The sequence below is a fragment of the Pseudomonas sp. TWI929 genome (genome assembly GCF_039673335.1).
GTDB lineage: Bacteria > Pseudomonadota > Gammaproteobacteria > Pseudomonadales > Pseudomonadaceae > Aquipseudomonas.
Map to the genome: position 1 here is coordinate 1 of NZ_JBDJLK010000093.1, position 20,427 is coordinate 20,427.

12 protein-coding genes are annotated in these 20,427 nt (G+C 64.2%); 4 read left to right on the top strand and 8 right to left on the bottom strand.

Annotated features, from left to right (window positions below; translation table 11 throughout):
- Positions 1-153: 153 nt before the first annotated feature.
- The 4 genes from ABE456_RS24620 to ABE456_RS24635 are packed head-to-tail and all read right to left on the bottom strand — an operon-like array spanning position 154 to position 5,713.
- Complete coding sequence (locus ABE456_RS24620) at positions 154-2,106, bottom strand: acetyl/propionyl/methylcrotonyl-CoA carboxylase subunit alpha (protein WP_346646258.1); 1,953 nt, start codon at positions 2,104-2,106, stop codon at positions 154-156.
- A complete protein-coding gene (locus ABE456_RS24625) occupies positions 2,103-2,918 on the bottom strand; it encodes a gamma-carboxygeranoyl-CoA hydratase (protein ID WP_346646259.1) in 816 nt (271 codons plus the stop codon). Before ABE456_RS24625 ends, ABE456_RS24620 begins: the two co-directional genes overlap by 4 nt.
- Before the next feature lie 3 nt (positions 2,919-2,921).
- Positions 2,922-4,529 carry a carboxyl transferase domain-containing protein gene (locus ABE456_RS24630; protein WP_346646260.1) on the bottom strand — a complete coding sequence of 536 codons (1,608 nt, stop codon included), beginning with the start codon at positions 4,527-4,529 and terminating at the stop codon, positions 2,922-2,924.
- Between the two features lie 20 nt (positions 4,530-4,549).
- Positions 4,550-5,713 carry an isovaleryl-CoA dehydrogenase gene (locus tag ABE456_RS24635; RefSeq protein WP_346646261.1) on the bottom strand — a complete coding sequence of 388 codons (1,164 nt, stop codon included), beginning with the start codon at positions 5,711-5,713 and terminating at the stop codon, positions 4,550-4,552.
- A gap of 242 nt (positions 5,714-5,955) precedes the next feature.
- On the opposite strand from ABE456_RS24635, the gene ABE456_RS24640 reads away from it, so the two are divergent.
- Positions 5,956-7,638, top strand: a complete 1,683-nt coding sequence (locus ABE456_RS24640; protein WP_346646262.1) for an AMP-binding protein — start codon at positions 5,956-5,958, stop codon at positions 7,636-7,638.
- A gap of 78 nt (positions 7,639-7,716) precedes the next feature.
- On the opposite strand, the gene ABE456_RS24645 is transcribed toward ABE456_RS24640, so the two are convergent.
- Positions 7,717-7,878 (bottom strand): hypothetical protein, encoded by a 162-nt coding sequence (locus ABE456_RS24645; RefSeq protein ID WP_015271006.1) that lies wholly within the window; start codon positions 7,876-7,878, stop codon positions 7,717-7,719.
- Positions 7,879-8,018: 140 nt separating this feature from the next.
- Between ABE456_RS24645 and ABE456_RS24650 the strand changes: the two genes are divergently transcribed.
- The 3 genes from ABE456_RS24650 to glgB all read left to right on the top strand — a co-directional run bounded on the left by ABE456_RS24650 (position 8,019) and on the right by glgB (position 15,742).
- Entirely contained in the window at positions 8,019-10,037 is a 2,019-nt protein-coding gene (locus tag ABE456_RS24650) for an alpha-1,4-glucan--maltose-1-phosphate maltosyltransferase (RefSeq protein ID WP_346646263.1), read from the top strand.
- A gap of 177 nt (positions 10,038-10,214) precedes the next feature.
- A complete protein-coding gene (gene treS, locus ABE456_RS24655; RefSeq protein ID WP_346646264.1) occupies positions 10,215-13,535 on the top strand; it encodes a maltose alpha-D-glucosyltransferase in 3,321 nt (1,106 codons plus the stop codon).
- On the top strand, positions 13,532-15,742 hold the full coding sequence (glgB, locus tag ABE456_RS24660; protein WP_346646265.1) for a 1,4-alpha-glucan branching protein GlgB: 2,211 nt from the start codon (positions 13,532-13,534) through the stop codon (positions 15,740-15,742). Before treS ends, glgB begins: the two co-directional genes overlap by 4 nt.
- Before the next feature lie 124 nt (positions 15,743-15,866).
- Here the strand turns inward: glgB and ABE456_RS24665 are convergent, their stop codons facing one another.
- The 3 genes from ABE456_RS24665 to glgX all read right to left on the bottom strand — a co-directional run bounded on the left by ABE456_RS24665 (position 15,867) and on the right by glgX (position 20,310).
- Entirely contained in the window at positions 15,867-16,943 is a 1,077-nt protein-coding gene (locus tag ABE456_RS24665; protein ID WP_346646266.1) for an autotransporter outer membrane beta-barrel domain-containing protein, read from the bottom strand.
- 318 nt (positions 16,944-17,261) lie between these two features.
- On the bottom strand, positions 17,262-18,056 hold the full coding sequence (locus ABE456_RS24670) for an endonuclease/exonuclease/phosphatase family protein (protein WP_346646267.1): 795 nt from the start codon (positions 18,054-18,056) through the stop codon (positions 17,262-17,264).
- A 100-nt stretch (positions 18,057-18,156) separates the two neighbouring features.
- Positions 18,157-20,310, bottom strand: a complete 2,154-nt coding sequence (glgX, locus tag ABE456_RS24675; RefSeq protein WP_346646268.1) for a glycogen debranching protein GlgX — start codon at positions 20,308-20,310, stop codon at positions 18,157-18,159.
- Positions 20,311-20,427 lie beyond the last annotated feature (117 nt).

The following is a 20,427-nucleotide window of genomic DNA, read 5'->3' on the forward strand; positions in this document are numbered from 1 at the left end:
GAAATCAGCATCGTGCAGGGGCATGGCAGTACCTTTACCTGTCACTTTGCGCCGGCACAATTGGCTAACGGCAAGGCCTGAAGGGGCCAGGTTGTCGCCGAGCGTGTGGGCGGTGGCTGGCCGGCGATGGGCCGCAAAGCGGCCCCAATAGCCTCACTCCACCAGTTCGACCAGCACCGTCCCTTCGCTGACCATATCGCCTTCCTGGCAGAACAACGCCTTCACCGTCCCCGCATGCGGCGCGCGAATACTGTGCTCCATCTTCATGGCCTCCAGCACCACCAGCGCCGTACCTGCTTCCACCACCTGCCCCGGCTCCACCAGCACGCGCACGATGCTGCCGTTCATGGGCGCACCCAACCCGCCCTGATGGCTGTGGCTGGCTTCAGCCTCGGCAATCGGGTCGAAGGCTTCGATGGCATGCATCTCGCCATCCCAGTGCAAGTACAGCGTGCCACCGCGGCGAATCGCCAGATGCTGACGGCGCACGCCAGCCTGGTCATGCACCAGCTGTTCGCCCAGCAACTGCCAGGTGGATGCAGCGTTGCGTTCCAGGCCAACCGCCTGGTCCTGGCCACCACTTACCAGATGCAAGCTGCTGCGCGCTGGCAGGCCCAGGCGCAGGCCGTTGCGCTCGCCCCACGGCGAACTGCGGTCGTCCTCCCGCTGATGCCCAGCCTGGCCTTGGAGCCAGGCTTCGGCCGCCGCTTCCCAGAAGCTGGCCGGCAACGCCTGTGGCACAGGCAGCAAAACCTCCTGATGACGTGGTATGAAGCCAGTATCCAGCTCAGCCGCCGCAAACGCCGGGTGCGCCAGAATGCGCCGCAGGAACGCAATGTTGGTCTTCAACCCGCCAATTGCGAACTCATCGAGCATGGCCAGCAAGCGCAGGCGCGCCTGCTCGCGGTCTTCGCCCCAGGCAATCAGCTTGCCCAGCATCGGGTCATAGAACGGCGACACCACATCGCCTTCGCTAACCCCGCTGTCCACCCGCCGGCCTTCGCCAGCTGCCGACTCACGGTACAGCGCCAGCTTGCCGGTCGCGGGCAGGAACTCATTGGCTGGGTCCTCGGCATACAGGCGCACTTCGATGGCATGGCCGATCAGCGGCACCTGCTCCTGGGTGATCGGCAACGCTTCGCCACAGGCCACGCGAATTTGCCAGGCCACCAGATCGAGGCCGGTAATGGCCTCGGTGACCGGGTGTTCCACCTGCAGGCGGGTGTTCATCTCCATGAAGAAGAACTCGCCACGCGCATCGAGCAGGAATTCGACGGTGCCGGCACCCACATAGCCGATGGCCTGGGCCGCGCGCACCGCCGCCTCACCCATGGCCCGGCGCAGTTCCGGCGACAGGCCGGGGGCAGGGGCCTCTTCGACCACTTTCTGGTGGCGGCGCTGGATCGAGCAGTCACGCTCGTTGAGGTACAGACAGTTGCCGTGCTGGTCGGCAAATACCTGAATCTCTACATGGCGCGGCTTGAGCACGTACTTTTCCACCAGCATGCGTGCATCGCCAAACGACGATTGCGCCTCACGCTGGGCCGAGGCCAGGGCGTCGGCCAGCTGGCTTTCCTCCTCGACCACTTTCATGCCCTTGCCACCGCCGCCGGCACTGGCCTTGAGCAGCACCGGGTAGCCGATGCGTTCGGCGGCGGCGCGGAAGGTGTCCAGGTCCTGGGCTTCGCCGTGGTAGCCCGGCACCAGTGGCACCCCGGCAGCTTCCATCAGCGCCTTGGCCGCCGACTTGCTGCCCATGGCATCGATGGCGCTGGCCGGCGGGCCAAGGAAGATCAGCCCGGCCTGTTCGATGGCGCGGGCAAAACCGGCGTTCTCGGACAGGAAGCCATAACCCGGGTGGATGGCCTGGGCGCCGCTGGCCTTGGCTGCAGCCAGCAGCTTGTCGACCAGCAGGTAGCTTTCGGCGGCCTTGGTCCCGCCCAGGTCCACGCGGATATCGGCTTCGCGGCTATGGCGGGCGTCACGGTCGGTGGCGCTGTGTACGGCCACGGTGGTCAGGCCCATGGCCTTGGCGGTACGCATCACCCGGCAGGCGATTTCGCCGCGGTTGGCGACCAGCAGGGTGGTCAAAGCGGGGCGGCTCATGGGCGCGGTTCCTTCTTGTCGTCGGTTTGCCAGGCAGGGCGGCGTTTTTCCAGGAAGGCGCGCAGACCCTCCTGGCCCTCGGCGCTGACGCGGATACGGGCGATGGTGTTTTCGCAATAACGGCGCAGGGCCGGGCTGAGCTCGCCGTCGTCCACTTCGCGCAGCAGGTCCTTGGTGGCGCGCAGCGCTTGCGGGCTGTTCTGCAGCAGGTTGTTCACCCAGGCTTCGACCTGGGCGTCCAGTTCGCTGGCCGGGTACACCTCGGCCAGCAGGCCCAGCTCGCGGGCTCGCACGCCGCTGAAACGCTCGGCGGTGAGTGCATAGCGGCGTGCGGCACGCTCGCCGATGGCCTTGACCACGAACGGGCTGATGACTGCCGGGGCCAGGCCGATGCGCACTTCCGACAGGCACAGCTGGGCGTCTTCGGCGCCGATGGCCATGTCGCAGCAGCTGATCAGGCCCAGCGCGCCGCCAAAGGCCGCACCTTGCACCACCGCCATTGTCGGCGCCTTGAGGCGGTGCAGGGCGTACATCAGCTCGCCCAGTTCGTGGGCGTCATCCAGGTTGGTATTGAAGTCCAGCTGCGCCGACTGCTGCATCCAGGCCAGGTCGGCACCGGCGCTGAAGTGCCGGCCACGGCCGCGCAGCAGTACAAAGCGCAGGCTGGCATCTTCGGCCAATTGGTCGATGGCCACGATCAGTTCGCGGATCATTTGCGCGTTGAAGGCGTTGTTCTTGTCTTCACGGCTCAGCCACAGGGTGGCGAAGCCGCGTGGGTCGCGGATCACTTCAAGGGTGCTGAAATCGCTCATGGGTCACATCCGGAAAATGCCGAAGCGGCTCGGTTCGATCGGGGCGTTCAGCGCGGCAGACAACGCCAGGCCGAGCACGTCGCGGGTCTGCGCCGGGTCGATGACGCCGTCGTCCCACAGGCGGGCGCTGGAGTAGTAGGGGTGGCCCTGGTGCTCGTACTGGTCGAGGATCGGCTGCTTGAGCCTGGCTTCGTCTTCGGCGCTGAACGGGTGGCCGCTACGCTCGCTTTGCTCGCGCTTGACCTGGGCCAGCACGCCGGCGGCCTGTTCAGCCCCCATCACGCCAATGCGTGCGTTGGGCCACATCCACAGGAAGCGCGGGTCGTAGGCGCGGCCGCACATGCCGTAGTTGCCGGCACCGAAACTGCCGCCGATGATCACCGTGAACTTTGGCACCTGCGCACAGGCCACGGCGGTTACCAGCTTGGCGCCGTGCTTGGCGATGCCGCCTTCTTCGTACTTTTTACCGACCATGAAACCGGTGATGTTCTGCAGGAACAGCAGCGGGATGCCGCGCTGGCAGGCCAGTTCGATGAAGTGTGCGCCTTTTTGTGCGGCTTCGGCGAACAGGATGCCGTTGTTGGCCAAAATCGCCACCGGGTAGCCGTGCAAGTGGGCGAAGCCGCACACCAGGGTGGTGCCGAACAGCGCCTTGAACTCATCGAACACCGAGCCATCGACCAGCCGCGCGATCACTTCGCGCACATCGAACGGTTGCTTGGCATCGGATGGCACTACGCCGTACAGCTCATCGGCGGCATACAGTGGCGCCACCGGAGCCAGGCGCTGCAGCTTGCCCAGCTTGTGCCAGTTGAGGTTGGCCACGCTGCGTCGGGCGATGGCCAAGGCGTGTTCGTCGTTGTCGGCATAGTGGTCGGCCACGCCGCTGGTGCGGCAGTGCACATCGGCGCCGCCGAGGTCCTCGGCGCTAACCACTTCACCCGTAGCGGCCTTTACCAGCGGCGGGCCTGCGAGGAAGATGGTCGCCTGCTGGCGCACCATGATCGCTTCGTCGGCCATCGCGGGTACGTAGGCGCCGCCAGCCGTGCACGAGCCCATCACCACGGCGATCTGCGGGATGCCCTGGGCGCTCATGTTGGCCTGGTTGAAGAAGATCCGCCCGAAATGCTCGCGGTCGGGGAACACTTCGTCCTGGCGCGGCAGGTTGGCACCGCCCGAGTCCACCAGGTAGATGCACGGCAGGCGGTTCTGCAGTGCGATGGTCTGCGCGCGCAGGTGCTTCTTCACCGTCAGTGGGTAGTAGGAGCCGCCTTTTACCGTGGCGTCGTTAGCCACGATCATGCATTCCACGCCTTCGACGCGGCCGATGCCGGCAATCACGCCAGCGGCGGGCACGTCTTCGCCGTACACCTCATGGGCGGCCAGTTGGCCGATCTCGAGGAACGGCGAGCCCGGGTCCAGCAGGCGGTCGATACGCTCGCGCGGTAGCAGCTTGCCACGCGAGGTATGCCGTTCCTGGGCCTTGGCCCCGCCGCCTTGGGCGACTTGGGCGAGCAGGCCGCGCAGGGCCTGGACCTGTTCGAGCATGGCCGCGCTGTTGCCGGCGAACTCCGCCGAACGCGGGTTGATCTGGGTGTGCAAGGTAGCCATGTGCGCCGGTCCCCTTATGCTCAGCGGGTTTCGTTGAACAGTTCGCGGCCGATCAGCATCCGGCGGATTTCGCTGGTGCCGGCACCGATTTCGTACAGCTTGGCGTCGCGCAGCAGGCGGCCAGCCGGGAATTCGTTGATATAGCCGTTGCCACCGAGAATCTGGATCGCTTCCAGGGCCATTTGCGTGGCGCGCTCGGCGGTGTACAGGATCACCCCGGCGGCGTCCTTGCGGGTGGTCTCGGCACGGTCGCAGGCCTGGGCCACGGCGTACAGGTAGGCGCGGCTGGCGTTGAGCTGGGTGTACATGTCGGCGATCTTGCCCTGGATCAGCTGGAACTCGCCGATGCTCTGGCCGAACTGCTTGCGGTCGTGGATGTACGGCACCACCAGGTCCATGCAGCTTTGCATGATGCCGGTCGGGCCGCCGGACAGCACCACGCGCTCGTAGTCCAGGCCGCTCATCAGTACGCGCACGCCGCCGTTGAGCTGGCCGAGAATGTTCTCTTCCGGCACCTCGACGTCATCGAAGAACAGCTCGCAGGTGTTGGAGCCGCGCATGCCCAGCTTGTCGAACTTGTTGCTGCGGCTGAAGCCCTTCCAGTCACGCTCGACGATGAACGCGGTGATGCCGTGCGGGCCCTTGTCCAGGTCGGTCTTGGCGTAGATCACGTAGGTGTTGGCGTCAGGGCCGTTGGTGATCCAGGTCTTGCTGCCGTTGAGCACGTAGTGGTCGCCGCGCTTCTCGGCGCGCAGCTTCATCGACACCACATCGGAGCCGGCGTTGGGCTCGCTCATGGCCAGTGCGCCGATGTGCTCGCCGCTGATCAGCTTGGGCAGGTACTTGAGCTTCTGCTCATGGGTGCCGTTGCGGTTGATCTGGTTGACGCAGAGGTTGGAGTGGGCACCGTAGGACAGCGCCACCGAGGCCGAGCCACGGCTGATTTCTTCCATCGACACGACGTGAGCCAGGTAGCCCAGGCCGGCGCCGCCGTATTCTTCCGACACGGTGATGCCCAGCAGGCCCATGTCGCCGAACTTGCGCCACATGTCGGCGGGGAACAGGTTGTCGTGGTCGATTTGCGCAGCGCGCGGGGCCAGTTCGGCGGCGACGAAGGTGCGGACCTGGTCGCGGAGCATGTCGATGGTTTCGCCCAGGGCGAAGTTAAGAGTGGGGTAATGCATGCTGGGGCACCTTCTTGTTCTTGGAATTGGGTAACACCGTAGCTCAAGGGCTGTCCGCCGGCCCCTGTAGGAGCGGGCTGGTGCCAAACCTGAAACCGGTGTCGTTCATCACCTTTACGTTAACGTAAACCTGCATGCGATCACTGTCAATCGACTCGTCACCTTTACGTAAACGTAAATCTGCGCCAGAGTATTCCCGCTTGCTTCAGTCGTGCCCAGAACAACCACAAGAAGGGACACCCATGAGTCAACCGAGCTATACCCGCGGTCGCCAGGACCAACCCTTGCTGACCCAGACCATTGGCCAGGCCTTCGATGCCACCGTAGCGCGTTGTGCCGACGGTGAAGCGCTGGTATCGCGCCACCAGGGCCTGCGCTACAGCTGGCGGCAGCTGGCCGAACAGGTCGAAGTGCATGCCCGCGCCCTGATGGCCCTGGGCGTGAACACCGGCGACCGGGTCGGCATCTGGTCACCCAACTGCGCCCAGTGGTGCATCCTGCAACTGGCCAGTGCCAAGGTTGGCGCCATCCTGGTCAACATCAACCCGGCCTACCGCGTGGGCGAGCTGGAATATGTGCTGCGCCAGTCCGGCTGCCGCTGGCTGGTGTGCGCCGATGCCTTCAAGACGTCCGATTACCACGCCATGGTCCAGGAGCTGGTGCCAGAACTGGCCGGCGCCACCCCGGGTGAAATGGTTAGCCAACGCCTGCCCGACCTGCGCGGAGTAATCAGTCTAGCTGCCAACCCGCCAGCTGGCTTCCTGCCCTGGCAAGCGCTGGCCGAGCGGGCAGGGCAGACCTCGGCCCAGGCCTATGCGGCCCGCCAGCAGGGCCTGCAGTTCGACCAGCCGGTAAACATCCAGTACACATCCGGCACCACCGGCGCGCCCAAGGGTGCCACGCTAAGCCACTACAACATCCTCAACAACGGCTTCATGGTCGGCGCAAGCCTGGGCCTCACTGAGCGCGACCGCATGGTGATCCCGGTGCCGTTGTACCACTGCTTCGGCATGGTCATGGCCAACCTCGGCTGCATCACCCACGGCAGCACCATGGTCTACCCCAACGACGCCTTCGACGCCGAGCTCACCCTGCGTGCCGTGGCCGAAGAGCGCGCCAGCATCCTTTACGGCGTGCCGACCATGTTCATCGCCATGCTCGACCACCCGTCGCGGGCAAACATGGACCTGTCGACCCTGCGCAGCGGCATCATGGCCGGTGCCACCTGCCCGATCGAAGTGATGCGCCGGGTCATCGACCAGATGCACATGGCTGAAGTGCAGATTGCCTACGGCATGACCGAAACCAGCCCGGTATCGCTGCAGACCGGCCCGGACGACGACCTGGAACTGCGCGTGACCACCGTCGGCCGCACCCAGCCGCAACTGGAGACCAAGCTGGTGGACGCCGACGGCTGCATCGTCGCCCGTGGCGAGATTGGTGAGCTGTGCACCCGTGGCTACAGCGTGATGCTCGGCTACTGGGACAACCCCCAGGCCACGGCGGATGCCATCGACCCGGCAGGGTGGATGCATTCGGGCGACCTGGCGGTGATGGACGAGCACGGCCATGTGCGCATCGTCGGGCGCAACAAGGACATGATCATTCGCGGCGGCGAGAACATTTACCCGCGTGAGCTGGAAGAGTTCTTCTACACCCACCCGGCAGTGGCCGATGCGCAGGTGATCGGCATTCCCTGCAGCCGCTATGGCGAAGAAATCGTCGCCTGGATCAAGCTGCACCCAGGGCACAGCGCCACGGTCGAAGAACTGCAGGGCTGGTGCAAGGCGCGCATTGCCCACTTCAAGGTGCCGCGGCATATCCGCTTTGTTGACGAGTACCCGATGACGGTTACCGGCAAGGTGCAGAAGTTCCGCATGCGCGAGATCAGTGTGGCGGAGATTTCGGCTGTATCTGCTGGTTGATTGGCTAGGTCTGCTGGCCTCTTCGCGGGCGTACCCGCGAAAGGGCCAGGTCTGCCAGCACGAAATCCTGGTCTACCCTTAAGCCTTCACCGGTGGCTCCTGGCTCGGCGGGTCGCCTACGGTCGGCGGTACGGTCGGCTTGATCGGCAGTTCGTCCGGTTCTTCTTCCGGCACGGGCGGCGGCAAGCTGGGGTCGTCGATGTTGGGATCGGGTGTCTCCGGTGGGATGGGAATGTTCATGGGCCTGACCTCGCGTGGGTGAATGAAGAGGTGCTGCAGGCTTCGACTTCGCGCAGCTGCCGTTCGCTCAATTTTTTTGAACCCCACGCCTGTACCCGGCTCTGAACCCTTACCGCCACCAGCCTGAGGGAGCAAGGTCGATGTCACGAAACGAGCCCTTTGAAAGCGTGCCCATGGCGAACGATCACCCAGACCAGGCCATCAGCCTGTCCCAGGCGCTGCTGGCGCCGCGCATCGTGATCGAAGACACCCAACCCGTGCTCGAAGCCGGCACGTTCGCCGCCAAGGCCATCAGCGGCCAGCCGGTGGCAGTCAGCAGCAAGGTCTACAGCGATGGCCACGACCGCCTGGCCGTCACGCTCAACTGGCGCCAGGCGCACAGCCGGCGCTGGCATTGCGTGCCGATGCAGTCGCCAGGCAACGACCTGTGGCTGGCCGAGTTCATCCCCACCGAGCTGGGCCCGCACCTTTTCAGCATCGAGGCCTGGATCGACCCGTTCGCCACCTTTTGCCATGACCTTGAGAAAAAGTACCACGCCGGTGTCGAGGTAAAGCTGGAACTGGAAGAGGGCCGGCTGATGCTGGGCAAGGGCATCGAACTGTGCAACGGCGCCTTGCGCGAAGAGCTTGAAACCGTGCAGCAGCGCCTGCTCACGCTAAATGCCGATGACCAGGTAGCGTTGTTCCTCGACCCCGCTACCGCCCGTCTGATGGGCGAAGCCGAACACCGCAGCTACCTGGCCCGCAGCCGCGAATTTCCCGTCGACGTCGACCGCCCGGCGGCGCAGTTCGCCAGCTGGTACGAGCTGTTCCCGCGCTCGATCACCGACGACCCGCAGCGCCACGGCACTTTCAATGACGTGCACGAGCGCCTGCCGATGATCCGCGATATGGGCTTCGACGTGCTGTACTTCCCGCCCATCCACCCCATCGGCATGCAGCACCGCAAGGGCCGTAACAACGCCCTGGCGGCCGAACCCGGCGACCCGGGCAGCCCGTACGCCATCGGCAGCCCGGAAGGTGGCCATGACGCGATCCACCCACAGTTGGGCAGCCGCGACGACTTCCGCCGGCTGGTGGCCGCCGCTGCCGAGCATGGTCTGGAAATCGCATTGGACTTTGCCATCCAGTGCTCCCAGGACCACCCCTGGCTCAAGGAGCACCCCGGTTGGTTCAGCTGGCGCCCGGACGGCACCATCCGCTATGCCGAGAACCCGCCGAAAAAGTACCAGGACATCGTCAACGTCGACTTCTACGCCCCTGAAGCCGTGCCCTCACTGTGGCTGGCCCTGCGTGATGTCGTGGTTGGCTGGGTCGAGGAGGGCGTGAAAACCTTCCGCGTCGACAACCCGCACACCAAGCCGCTGCCGTTCTGGCAATGGCTGATCGCCAATGTGCGCAGCCAGCACCCGGATGTCATCTTCCTCGCCGAAGCCTTCACCAAGCCGGCAATGATGACGCGTTTGGGCAAGGTCGGTTACGCGCAGAGCTACACCTACTTCACCTGGCGCAATACCAAGCAAGAGCTGCGCGAATTTTTCGAGCAGCTCAACCAGCCGCCGTGGAGCCAGTGCTACCGGCCCAACTTCTTCGTCAATACGCCGGATATCAACCCGTACTTCCTGCACACCTCGGGCCGCGCCGGGTTCCTCATTCGCGCCGCGCTGGCGTCCATGGGCTCGGGCCTGTGGGGCATGTATTCGGGCTTCGAACTGTGCGAAGGCACACCGCTGCCGGGCAAGGAGGAGTACCTGGACTCGGAGAAGTACGAAATTCGCCCGCGCGACTTCAGCCAGCCCGGCAACATCATTGCCGAGATCGCCCAGCTCAACCGCATTCGCCGGCACAACCGCGCCCTGCAAACCCACTTGGGCGTGGCGTTTTTCAACTGCTGGAACGACAACATCTTGTACTTCGCCAAGCGCACGCCCGAACGCGACAACTACATCCTGGTGGCGATCAGCCTCGATCCACACAACGCCCAGGAGGCGCATTTCGAACTGCCGCTGTGGGAGCTGGGGCTGGATGACAACGCCGAAACCCACGGTGAAGACCTGATGAACGGCCACCGCTGGTCGTGGTACGGCAAGACTCAATGGATGCGCATCGAGCCCTGGCATTTGCCGTTCGGTATCTGGCGCATCGAAAAGGCCCATTGACGGTCGCACGCTGTTCCCTCTGTGGGAGCGGCCTTGTGTCGCGAAAGGGTCGCAGAGCGACCCCGGCAATCTTGTGTGAAACGCAAATCCTGGGGCCGCTTCGCAGCCCTTTCGCGACACAAGGCCGCTCCCACAGGGGATCGTGCAAGCCAAAGAGAGATCTGAAAGGAGTCGCACATGGCCAAGCGTTCCCGCCCGGCAGCCTTCATCGACGACCCGCTGTGGTACAAGGACGCCGTCATCTACCAGCTGCACATCAAGTCGTTCTTCGACTCGAACAACGATGGCATCGGCGATTTCGCCGGCCTGATCAGCAAGCTCGACTACATCGCCGAACTTGGCGTCAACACCCTGTGGCTGCTGCCGTTCTACCCCTCGCCCCGCCGCGACGATGGCTACGACATCGGCGAATACAAGGCCGTGCACCCCGACTACGGCAGCCTGGCCGATGCACGCCGCTTCATCAGCGAAGCGCACAAGCGCGGCCTGCGGGTGATCACCGAGCTGGTCATCAACCACACCAGCGACCAGCACCCATGGTTCCAGCGTGCCCGCCATGCCAAGCGCGGCAGCAAGGCACGGGGCTTCTACGTCTGGTCGGACGACGACCAGAAATACCACGGCACGCGCATCATCTTCCTCGACACCGAGAAGTCCAACTGGACCTGGGACCCGGTCGCCGGCCAGTACTTCTGGCACCGTTTCTACTCGCACCAGCCAGACCTCAACTTCGACAACCCGCAGGTGCTCAAGGCGGTGGTCGGGGTGATGCGCTTCTGGCTTGACCTGGGTGTCGACGGCCTGCGCCTGGACGCCATCCCCTACCTGATCGAGCGCGATGGCACCAACAACGAAAACCTCACCGAAACCCACGATGTGCTCAAGGCGATCCGCGCCGAAATCGATGCCAACTACCCCGACCGCATGCTGCTGGCCGAGGCCAACCAGTGGCCCGAGGATACCCGCCCGTACTTCGGCGAAGGCGAGGGCGACGAATGCCACATGGCCTTCCACTTCCCGTTAATGCCACGCATGTACATGGCCCTGGCCATGGAAGACCGCTTCCCGATCACCGACATCCTGCGCCAGACCCCGGAAATCCCCGCCAACTGCCAATGGACGATCTTCCTGCGCAACCACGATGAGCTGACCCTGGAGATGGTCACCGACCGCGAGCGCGACTACCTGTGGAATTACTACGCCGAAGACCGCCGCGCGCGCATCAACTTAGGGATTCGCCGGCGCCTGGCACCGCTGCTGCAACGTGACCGCCGGCGCATCGAACTGCTCACCAGCCTGCTGCTGTCGATGCCCGGCACGCCAACCCTGTATTACGGCGACGAACTGGGCATGGGCGACAACATCTACCTGGGCGACCGCGACGGCGTGCGCACGCCCATGCAATGGTCGCCAGACCGTAACGGTGGTTTCTCCCGCGCCGACCCACAGCGCCTGGTGCTACCGCCGATCATGGACCCGCTATACGGCTACCAGACCGTCAACGTCGAGGCCCAAAGCCACGACCCGCACTCGCTGCTGAACTGGACCCGGCGCATGCTGGCTGTGCGCAAGCAGCAGAAGGCCTTTGGCCGCGGCACGCTGCGCACCCTCACGCCAAGCAATCGGCGCATCCTTGCCTACATCCGCGAGTACACCGATGGCGACGGCAACACCGAGGTCATCCTGTGCGTGGCCAACGTTTCCCGCGCTGCCCAGGCGGCTGAATTGGAATTGTCACAATTCGCCGACAAAGTACCGGTAGAAATGCTTGGCGGCAGCGCCTTCCCGCCGATCGGGCAACTGCCGTTCCTGCTGACCTTGCCACCCTATGCCTTTTACTGGTTCCTGCTGGCCGCCCACGACCGCATGCCCAGTTGGCACATCCAGGCCACCGAGGGGTTACCCGAATTGACTACGCTGGTACTGCGCAAGCGCATGGAAGAACTGCTGGAAGCACCCGCCAGCGACACCCTGCAAACCACCATCCTGCCGCAGTACCTGCCCAAACGTCGTTGGTTCGCCGGCAAGGAAGGGCCGATCGACGACGTGCGCCTGCGCTATGGCGTGCGCTTCAGCACGGCCACCACGCCAGTGCTGCTCAGCGAAATCGAAGTGCTCAGTGACGGCGTGGCCAATCACTACCAGCTACCGTTCGGCTTGCTGCCCGAGGAGCAGATCAATACCGCGTTGCCGCAGCAACTGGCCTTGTCGCGGGTACGTCGGGCCCATCAGGTTGGCTTGATCACCGACGCCTTCGTCCTTGAGCCTTTCATCCGTGCGGTGCTGCGTGCCTGCCAGGACGGCATGCGCCTGCCTTGCGGCAACGGCGCGGGCGAGCTGCGCTTCGCCTGCACGCAGCAGTTGGCAGGCCTGGCATTGAACGACGAAAGCCCAGTGCGCTACCTCAGTGCCGAGCAGTCCAACAGCTCGGTGGTCGTCGGCGACCGTGTGGTGCTCAAGTTGATCCGCCGGGTCAACCCAGGCATTCACCCAGAGCTGGAAATGAGCGCCTACCTGACCGCCGCCGGCTTTGCCAATATCTCGCCGTTACTGGCCTGGGTCAGCCGGGTGGACCCACAAGGCGCACCGCACCTGTTGATGATCGCCCAGGGCTACCTGAACAATCAGGGCGATGCCTGGGCCTGGACCCAGAACACCCTGGAGCGGGCCATCCGCGATCAAATGGAGCCCGCCAGCCACGACACCGAGGCCCACACCGATGCCCTGGCCGAACTCAGCGGCTTTGCTGCCTTGCTCGGCCAGCGCCTGGGCGAGATGCACCTGCTGTTGGCTGCGCCGACCCAGGACCAGGCCTTCCAGCCGCGCCCCAGTACTGGCGACGACAGCCAGCGCTGGAGTACGCAGATCGGTGCCGAACTGACCCACGCCCTCGACTTGCTGGCCCAGCACCACCACAGCCTCGACAGCGACAGCCAAGCGCTGGTCGACGACCTGCAACAGCAGCGCGACGGCCTGGCCCAGCACGTGGCCAACCTGGCCCACCAGGCCGAAGGCGGCCTGCTGATGCGGGTGCATGGCGACCTGCACCTGGGCCAGGTGCTGGTGGTGCAGGGCGATGCCTACCTGATCGATTTCGAAGGCGAACCGGCCCGGCCGCTGGACGAACGCCGGGCAAAACACAGCCCGTACAAGGATGTCAGCGGCGTGCTGCGATCCTTCGACTATGCTGCTGCCATGATCTTGCGCAGCGCGTCTGCGGTCGACCTTTCCGACCCGGCGCGGCAGGCCCGGCAACGTGTTGCCAGGCAGTACCTGCACCAGTCGCGGCATGCCTTTGTCGAAGCCTATGGCCTGGCCACCGCCGCCATGCCCCACGCCTGGCAACAGGCCGAGGGTGAGCGTGCCGCACTGGAGCTGTTCTGCCTGGAGAAGGCCGCTTACGAAATTACATACGAAGCCGAGAACCGTCCGAGTTGGCTGGCCGTGCCTTTGCATGGCCTGCATGGACTGATCAGTACCTGGGGAGAGTCAGAATGAACGTAACAACGCGTGAAAACGGCGGCCTTCGGCAACGGGACCTCGACGCCCTGGCCCGCGCCGAGCACGCCGATCCATTTGCGGTACTCGGCCCCCATGGCGATGGTGCGGGTGGGCAGGTGGTCCGCGCTTTCCTGCCCAATGCCCTGAATGTGCGCATCCTGGCCCGGCATGACGGGCGCATCCTCGCCGAAATGGAGCAGGGTAGCCTGCCTGGGTTGTTCAGCGCGCACCTCGATGAGGCACACCCGTACCTGTTGCAGGTCGGCTGGGCCGGTGGCGAGCAGGTCACCGAAGACCCCTACAGCTTTGGCCCGCAACTGGGCGACATGGACCTGTACCTGTTCGCCGAAGGCAACCACCGCGACCTGTCCGGGCGCTTTGGTGCGCAGCCGACCAAGGCCGATGGCATCGACGGTGTGTGTTTCTCGGTATGGGCGCCGAACGCACGGCGGGTATCGGTGGTAGGTGACTTCAACAACTGGGATGGCCGCCGCCACCCTATGCGCCTGCGCCACAGCGCCGGGGTGTGGGAACTGTTCGTACCGCGCCTGGGCGTGGGCGAAAGCTACAAGTTCGAGGTGCTGGGCAAGGAAGGGATACTGCCGCTGAAAGCAGACCCGCTGGCCCGTGCCACCGAGCTGCCGCCGAGCACCGCGTCCAAGGTGGCGGGTGCGCTCAGCCATGCCTGGCAAGACCACGACTGGATGGCGCAACGCGCGCAGCGCCATGCCTACAACATGCCCCTGTCGATCTACGAACTGCACCCAGGGTCGTGGCGCTGCGAGCTGGATGAGGCGGGCGAAGTCGGGCGTTACTACAACTGGCGCGAACTGGCCGAGCGCCTGGTGCCATACGTGCAGGAGCTGGGCTTTACCCACATCGAACTGCTGCCGATCATGGAGCACCCGTTTGGCGGCTCCTGGGGCTACCAGCCGTTGTCGCTGTTTGCACCCACCTCGCGCTACGGCAGTGCCGAGGACTTCGCCGCCTTCGTCGATGCCTGCCACCAGGGTGGCATTGGCGTGCTGCTCGACTGGGTGCCGGCGCATTTCCCCACCGATGAACATGGCCTGGCGCGTTTCGATGGCACCGCCCTGTACGAGTACGACAACCCCCTGGAGGGCTACCACCAGGACTGGAACACGCTGATCTACAACCTCGGGCGCAACGAAGTGCGTGGTTTCATGATGGCCTCGGCGCTGCATTGGCTGAAGCACTTCCACATCGACGGCCTGCGGGTCGATGCAGTGGCCTCGATGCTGTACCGCGACTATTCGCGCAAGGCTGGCGAATGGGTGCCCAACCGCCATGGCGGGCGCGAGAACCTGGAGGCCATCGACTTCATCCGCCACCTCAACGGCGTGGCCGCCCACGAGGCCCCGGGCGCATTGATCATCGCCGAGGAGTCCACCGCCTGGCCCGGCGTCAGCCAACCGACCCAGCAGGGCGGCCTGGGCTTTGCCTACAAGTGGAACATGGGCTGGATGCACGACACCCTGCATTACATCCAGAACGACCCGGTGCACCGCACCTACCACCACAACGAGATGAGCTTCGGGCTGATCTATGCCTATTCCGAGCACTTCATCCTGCCCATCTCCCACGATGAAGTGGTGCACGGCAAGCACTCGCTGATCGACAAGATGCCCGGCGACCGCTGGCAGAAGTTCGCCAACCTGCGCGCCTACCTCACCTTCATGTGGGCGCACCCGGGCAAGAAGCTGCTGTTCATGGGCTGCGAGTTCGGCCAGTGGCGGGAGTGGGACCACGACAGCGAACTGGACTGGTACCTGTTGCAGTACCCCGAGCACCAGGGCGTGCAGCGCCTGGTTGGCGACCTCAACCGCCTGTACCGCGAGGTGCCGGCACTGCACGAGCAGGACTGCCAGCCGCAGGGCTTCCAGTGGTTGATTGGTGACGATGCGCAGAACAGCGTGTATGCCTGGCTGCGCTGGAGCAGCAGTGGCGAGCCGGTGCTGGTGGTGGCCAACTTCACCCCGGTGCCGCGCGAGGGCTACCGCATTGGTGTGCCATTCGGCGAGCGTTGGCAGGAGCTGCTCAATAGCGATGCTGCGCTGTATGCCGGGTCGAATGTCGGCAACCTGGGGGTGGTGGAAAGTAACGAGGTGGCCAGCCATGGCCAGCCACTGTCGCTGGCCCTGAACCTGCCGCCGCTGGGTGTGCTGGTGATGAAACCCGCCTGATCTGTTGCCTGTCCCGGCCTATTCGCGGGTAAACCCGCTCCTACAACGATCTCCGCCAAACCTAGGGCCGTTGTAGGAGCGGGTTCATCGAGGCGTCGAACCGCCGCGAAAGGGCCGAACCTGGCTACCACCGCATCCGCACCCCAAGGCTACCAATCAGCCCATTCAAATCATTGCCATCCACATCACTGCTGTAATCGGCACTGACAAACAAGGCCACCGAAGGCGTCACCCGTGCCACTAGCCCCAAGCCCAGTTCCACCGTGGTCGAGTAGCGCGAGCTGGAGATCTTGTCGACCTGGTCCAATTGCACTTCATCGGCATTGCTGAAGTCATACCACACGTTGGTCCGCACATAGGGCTCCACCGGCATGCCGCGCACTTCATAGCTCCCGGACAACTTGGCACCCACCCGGCCACTCCAGCTCGGCTGGCTGTCGAAGGCCTGCAAGGTCTCTTCCTGCACGCGGCTACCGGGGAAGAACTGCTGGTTGATCAACTGTGCCTGTGGCTCGATGACCCAACCGCCACCCAGCCCGATGGGGATGCCACCTTCCAACGAGAAGGTCATCGCGTGGCCGCTGTCGTCCAGCCGCTGGCCATTCTCGCCGCGGCCATTGACGTCGATGCGCGAACCCATGGCCACGGCATCCAGGTGCCAGCCCTGTTCATGGGTCATGCTCCAGTACACCCCCAGGCTTTCCCCGCTCAGGTTCACCGCATTGCGCTGTTTGTCGCCCAGCAGCGGGCGCATGCCGTTGAAACTGCTTTGCAGGTTGTTGTGCCCCACGAAAATCCCCGCGCGGTGCACATTGCCCGCTGAAGTTTCACGCACGAACAGGTCCGGGCCGATCATCAGTTGCTGGCTGGGTGCTTCAAGCTGGTCTGGGGGTTGCGCGCCGTTGCGCGCGGCGCTGGGGAAGAACTGCGACCATTGGCTGGCGACCAGGTCGGGGGCCGGCTGCCCGTGGCGTTCGCCCATCGATTGCGAGAAGGCGTTCAAGGTGCCGATGTTCAAGCCACTGGCACTGACCGGGTCGAGCGACAGCTGCGGCACCGCGGGTTGCTGCAGAAAATCGGGCGAGGTGGGGTCACCCTGTAAATCGAACGCGAAAGTTTCCACCGGGGTTGCCAGAAGCAGCGACGTGGAAACCGCGTAGAAAATACGATCGAAGCGCAAGGGGCTCGAGGTGTTTTTCATAGCGGATCTCCTTTGTTTTTGTGGGGTACAGCCCGAGGACCTGGCCTGTTGTCACGAGCTGTACGGCAAAAACAGTGGGCGACCCAAACCAGCACGCCAGCTTTCGCGAACGCGCACAAAGGCGCGAGCTAGAGGCCCGGCGCGAGATCTTTACTACTAGATAATGTTCAGCTAAGGAGAGGTAGCAGCTTGCGTCAAGAAAGCGTGAAGGATCTGTTCAGGTTCTGTACTTTGGCTCAACCCCTTGTTTTTTTGAGTAAAACAGTAAGGTATAGCGGGGTTCGCTATTTGCCGCCGCGTGGCTATGAAGAATGATTGCTAAAGCCTGACCTCGACGGCTAACGGAAGATGATCTGACAAGTGCGACCAAGGTTTGTGCCCCAGAATCCGCGGCCCATGGCTTTCGGCATTACGCAGGTAGATCCGGTCCAGGCGCAGCAGCGGCAGGCGGGCAGGGTAGGTGCGGGCGAGGTGGCCGTAATGGCGCTCAAAGGCCTCGTGCAGGTCACGTAGCAGGCCGAGGGTGCGGTTACCGTGGGATTTCCAGTCGTTGAAGTCGCCGGCGATGATCACCGGGGCGTCGGTGGGTAGCGATTCGAGCAGTTTGCGCAGCAGATGCAGCTGCTTCTGCCGGTGGCTTTCCAGCAATGACAGGTGCACGCAGATGGCATGCACCTGGTGTTGGCCGGGCACGTCGAGAATACAGTGCAAAAGGCCGCGGCGCTCGGGGCCGGTGATCGACACGTCGAGGTTGCGATGTTCGATGATCGGGTATTTGGACAGCAGCGCATTGCCGTGGTGGCCGTCGGGGTAGACCGCGTTGCGGCCATAGGCGAAGTCGCTCCACATGCTGTCGGCAAGGAATTCGTACTGGGAGGTCTGCGGCCAGCCGGGGTAGCGCGCGGCGTGGCGGTCGTGGCTGCCGAGCACCTCCTGCAGGAACACGATATCGGCCTGGGTGCTGCGCACCGCCTCGCGCAGTTCCGGCAGGATGAAGCGCCGGTTGAAGGCGGTAAAGCCCTTGTGAGTATTCACCGTCAGCACCCGCAGCCGCTTCACGGCCGGGGCCTGGTTGACACTGGCGAAACCTTTACTGCCGGCTTCGGGGTTCACGGTTGCTCCTCGATCAAACGGTTGGCACGGAACTTTGTAGGAGCGGCCTTGTGTCGCGATCGGGCCGCTCCTACAAGGGACTCGCGTCAGGCATTCAGGTTCACTCTTCGTCGCGCTGCAACACCATCAACAGCAGCGATCGCCCCTTCACCTCAAAGGTGCTGTCGAAGTGCAGATGCTGCCCCTTGCGCAACTCCGGCCGGTCGGTATCGACCAGGCAGCTCCAGTAATCCCCTTCGGGCACGGTCGGCAACTTGAACGGCACGATGTCATGGTGGGCATTGACGATCAGCAGCACAGTAGCCTCGGCGCCTGGCCGCGCAATGCCGCTGATTTGCGCACGGCCGTCGATCAGCATGCCCAGGCAGCGCCCATGCGGGTCTTCCCACTGCGTCACGCTCATCTCGTTGCCATCCGGTGCCAGCCAAGTCACGTCCTTGACGCCGATTGCCTCATTGTAGTCGCCCACCAGGAAGCGCGAGCGGCGTAGTACCGGGTAGGCCAGGCGCAGGCGGGTCAGGCGTTTGACGAAGGCCAGCAGCTCTTCGCCTTCCTGGTCCAGGTCCCAGTTTACCCAGCCAATCTCGCTGTCCTGGCAGTAGGCATTGTTGTTGCCATGCTGGGTACGGCTGAACTCATCGCCGGCGACGATCATCGGCGTGCCCTGGGCCAGCAGCAGGGTAGCGAAGTAGTTGCGCATCTGGCGCATACGCAAGGCATTGATGCCAGGGTCATCGGTCGGCCCTTCGACGCCGCAGTTCCATGACAGGTTGTTGTCGGTGCCGTCCTGGTTGTCCTCGTCGTTGTCTTCGTTGTGCTTGTGGTTGTACGACACCAGGTCGCGCAGGGTGAAACCGTCGTGGGCGGTGACGAAGTTGACCGAGGCATAGGGGCGCCGGCCACGGTTGTTGAACATGTCGCCCGAAGCGGTCATGCGCGAGGCAAAGTCGGCCAGCTGGCCTTCGTCACCCTTCCAGAACGCGCGCACGGTGTCGCGGAAGCGGTCGTTCCATTCCGCCCAGCCCGGGGCGAAGTTGCCCACCTGGTAGCCGCCCGGGCCGCAGTCCCACGGTTCGGCAATCAGCTTGACCTGGCTTAGCATCGGGTCCTGGCGGCAGGCCACGAGAAAGCCGTGGCGCTCGCTGTAGCCGTCGTGGTAGCGGCCAAGGATGGTCGCCAGGTCGAAGCGAAAGCCGTCCACGTGCATTTCGCCGGCCCAGTAGCGCAGCGAATCGGTAACCAGCTGCAGCACGCAGGGGTGGCTGAGGTCCAGGGTGTTGCCGGTGCCGGAATCGTTGATGTAGAAGCGTTTGTCATCCGGCATCAGGCGGTAGTACGAGGCGTTGTCGATGCCACGCATCGACAGGGTTGGGCCGCGCTCGTTGCCTTCGGCGGTGTGGTTGTAGACCACATCGAGGATCACCTCCAGCCCGGCGTCGTGCAGGTGCGCGACCATCTCCTTGAACTCGGCGATCTTGCCACTGGCCAGGTAGCGTGGGTGGGGTGCAAAGAAGGCGATGCTGTTGTAGCCCCAGTAGTTGTTCAGGCCCTTGTCCAGCAGGTGCTGGTCGTTGACGAACGCGTGGATCGGCAGCAGTTCGATGCTGGAAACGCCCAGCTCCTTGATGTGCTTGAGCAGCTCGTCGTTGGCCAGGCCGGCGAAAGTGCCGCGCAGTTCTTCCGGTACTGCCGGGTGGCGCATGCTGATACCGCGGGCGTGGGCCTCGTAGATAATTGTGCGTTCCCAGGGGATCAGCACGCGCTGGTCGCGGCCCCAGGTGAAGGCCGGGTCGATCACCTTGCATTTGGGCACGAAAGGCGCGCTGTCGCGTTCGTCGAACGACAGGTCGCCGTCGGGGTGGCCGATGGTATAGCCGAACAGCGCCTCGGACCATTTCAGGCTGCCGACCAGTTGCTTGGCATACGGGTCGATCAGCAGTTTGTTGGGGTTGAAGCGGTGGCCGTTCTCCGGCTCGTAGGGGCCGTACACGCGATAGCCGTAGACCAGCCCGGGGTGAGCGTCGGGCAGGTAGCCATGGTAGATCTCGTCGGTGTATTCGGGCAGCTCGATGCGTTCAATTTCCTGCTCGCCAGTGGAGTCGAACAGGCACAGCTCGACCTTGGTGGCGTTGGCCGAGAACAGGGCGAAGTTGACCCCCAGGCCATCCCAGGTGGCACCTAGGGGGAAGGGCAGGCCTTCGCGGATGCGCGATGGGGCGACTGAGCGGGTTTTCTTCGGGGTGCGGGGGCTCATGGCGGTCCTCAAAAGGCCGTGGTGGAGGGAGTGGTGCAGTCCTGTTCCGGCCTCTTCGCGGGCTTGCCCGCTCCCACAGGTACAACACCAACCTCCAGCCTTGTGGTGGTCCTGTGG

Coding starts and splice junctions, on each gene's coding strand:
- glgB (WP_346646265.1), top strand. CDS start 13,532: ATGAACGTAACAACGCGTGAAAACGGCGGCCTTCGGCAACGGGACCTC.
- ABE456_RS24640 (WP_346646262.1), top strand. CDS start 5,956: ATGAGTCAACCGAGCTATACCCGCGGTCGCCAGGACCAACCCTTGCTG.
- ABE456_RS24620 (WP_346646258.1), bottom strand. CDS start 2,106: ATGAGCCGCCCCGCTTTGACCACCCTGCTGGTCGCCAACCGCGGCGAA.
- ABE456_RS24650 (WP_346646263.1), top strand. CDS start 8,019: ATGTCACGAAACGAGCCCTTTGAAAGCGTGCCCATGGCGAACGATCAC.
- ABE456_RS24665 (WP_346646266.1), bottom strand. CDS start 16,943: ATGAAAAACACCTCGAGCCCCTTGCGCTTCGATCGTATTTTCTACGCG.
- ABE456_RS24630 (WP_346646260.1), bottom strand. CDS start 4,529: ATGGCTACCTTGCACACCCAGATCAACCCGCGTTCGGCGGAGTTCGCC.
- ABE456_RS24645 (WP_015271006.1), bottom strand. CDS start 7,878: ATGAACATTCCCATCCCACCGGAGACACCCGATCCCAACATCGACGAC.
- ABE456_RS24625 (WP_346646259.1), bottom strand. CDS start 2,918: ATGAGCGATTTCAGCACCCTTGAAGTGATCCGCGACCCACGCGGCTTC.
- glgX (WP_346646268.1), bottom strand. CDS start 20,310: ATGAGCCCCCGCACCCCGAAGAAAACCCGCTCAGTCGCCCCATCGCGC.
- ABE456_RS24635 (WP_346646261.1), bottom strand. CDS start 5,713: ATGCATTACCCCACTCTTAACTTCGCCCTGGGCGAAACCATCGACATG.
- treS (WP_346646264.1), top strand. CDS start 10,215: ATGGCCAAGCGTTCCCGCCCGGCAGCCTTCATCGACGACCCGCTGTGG.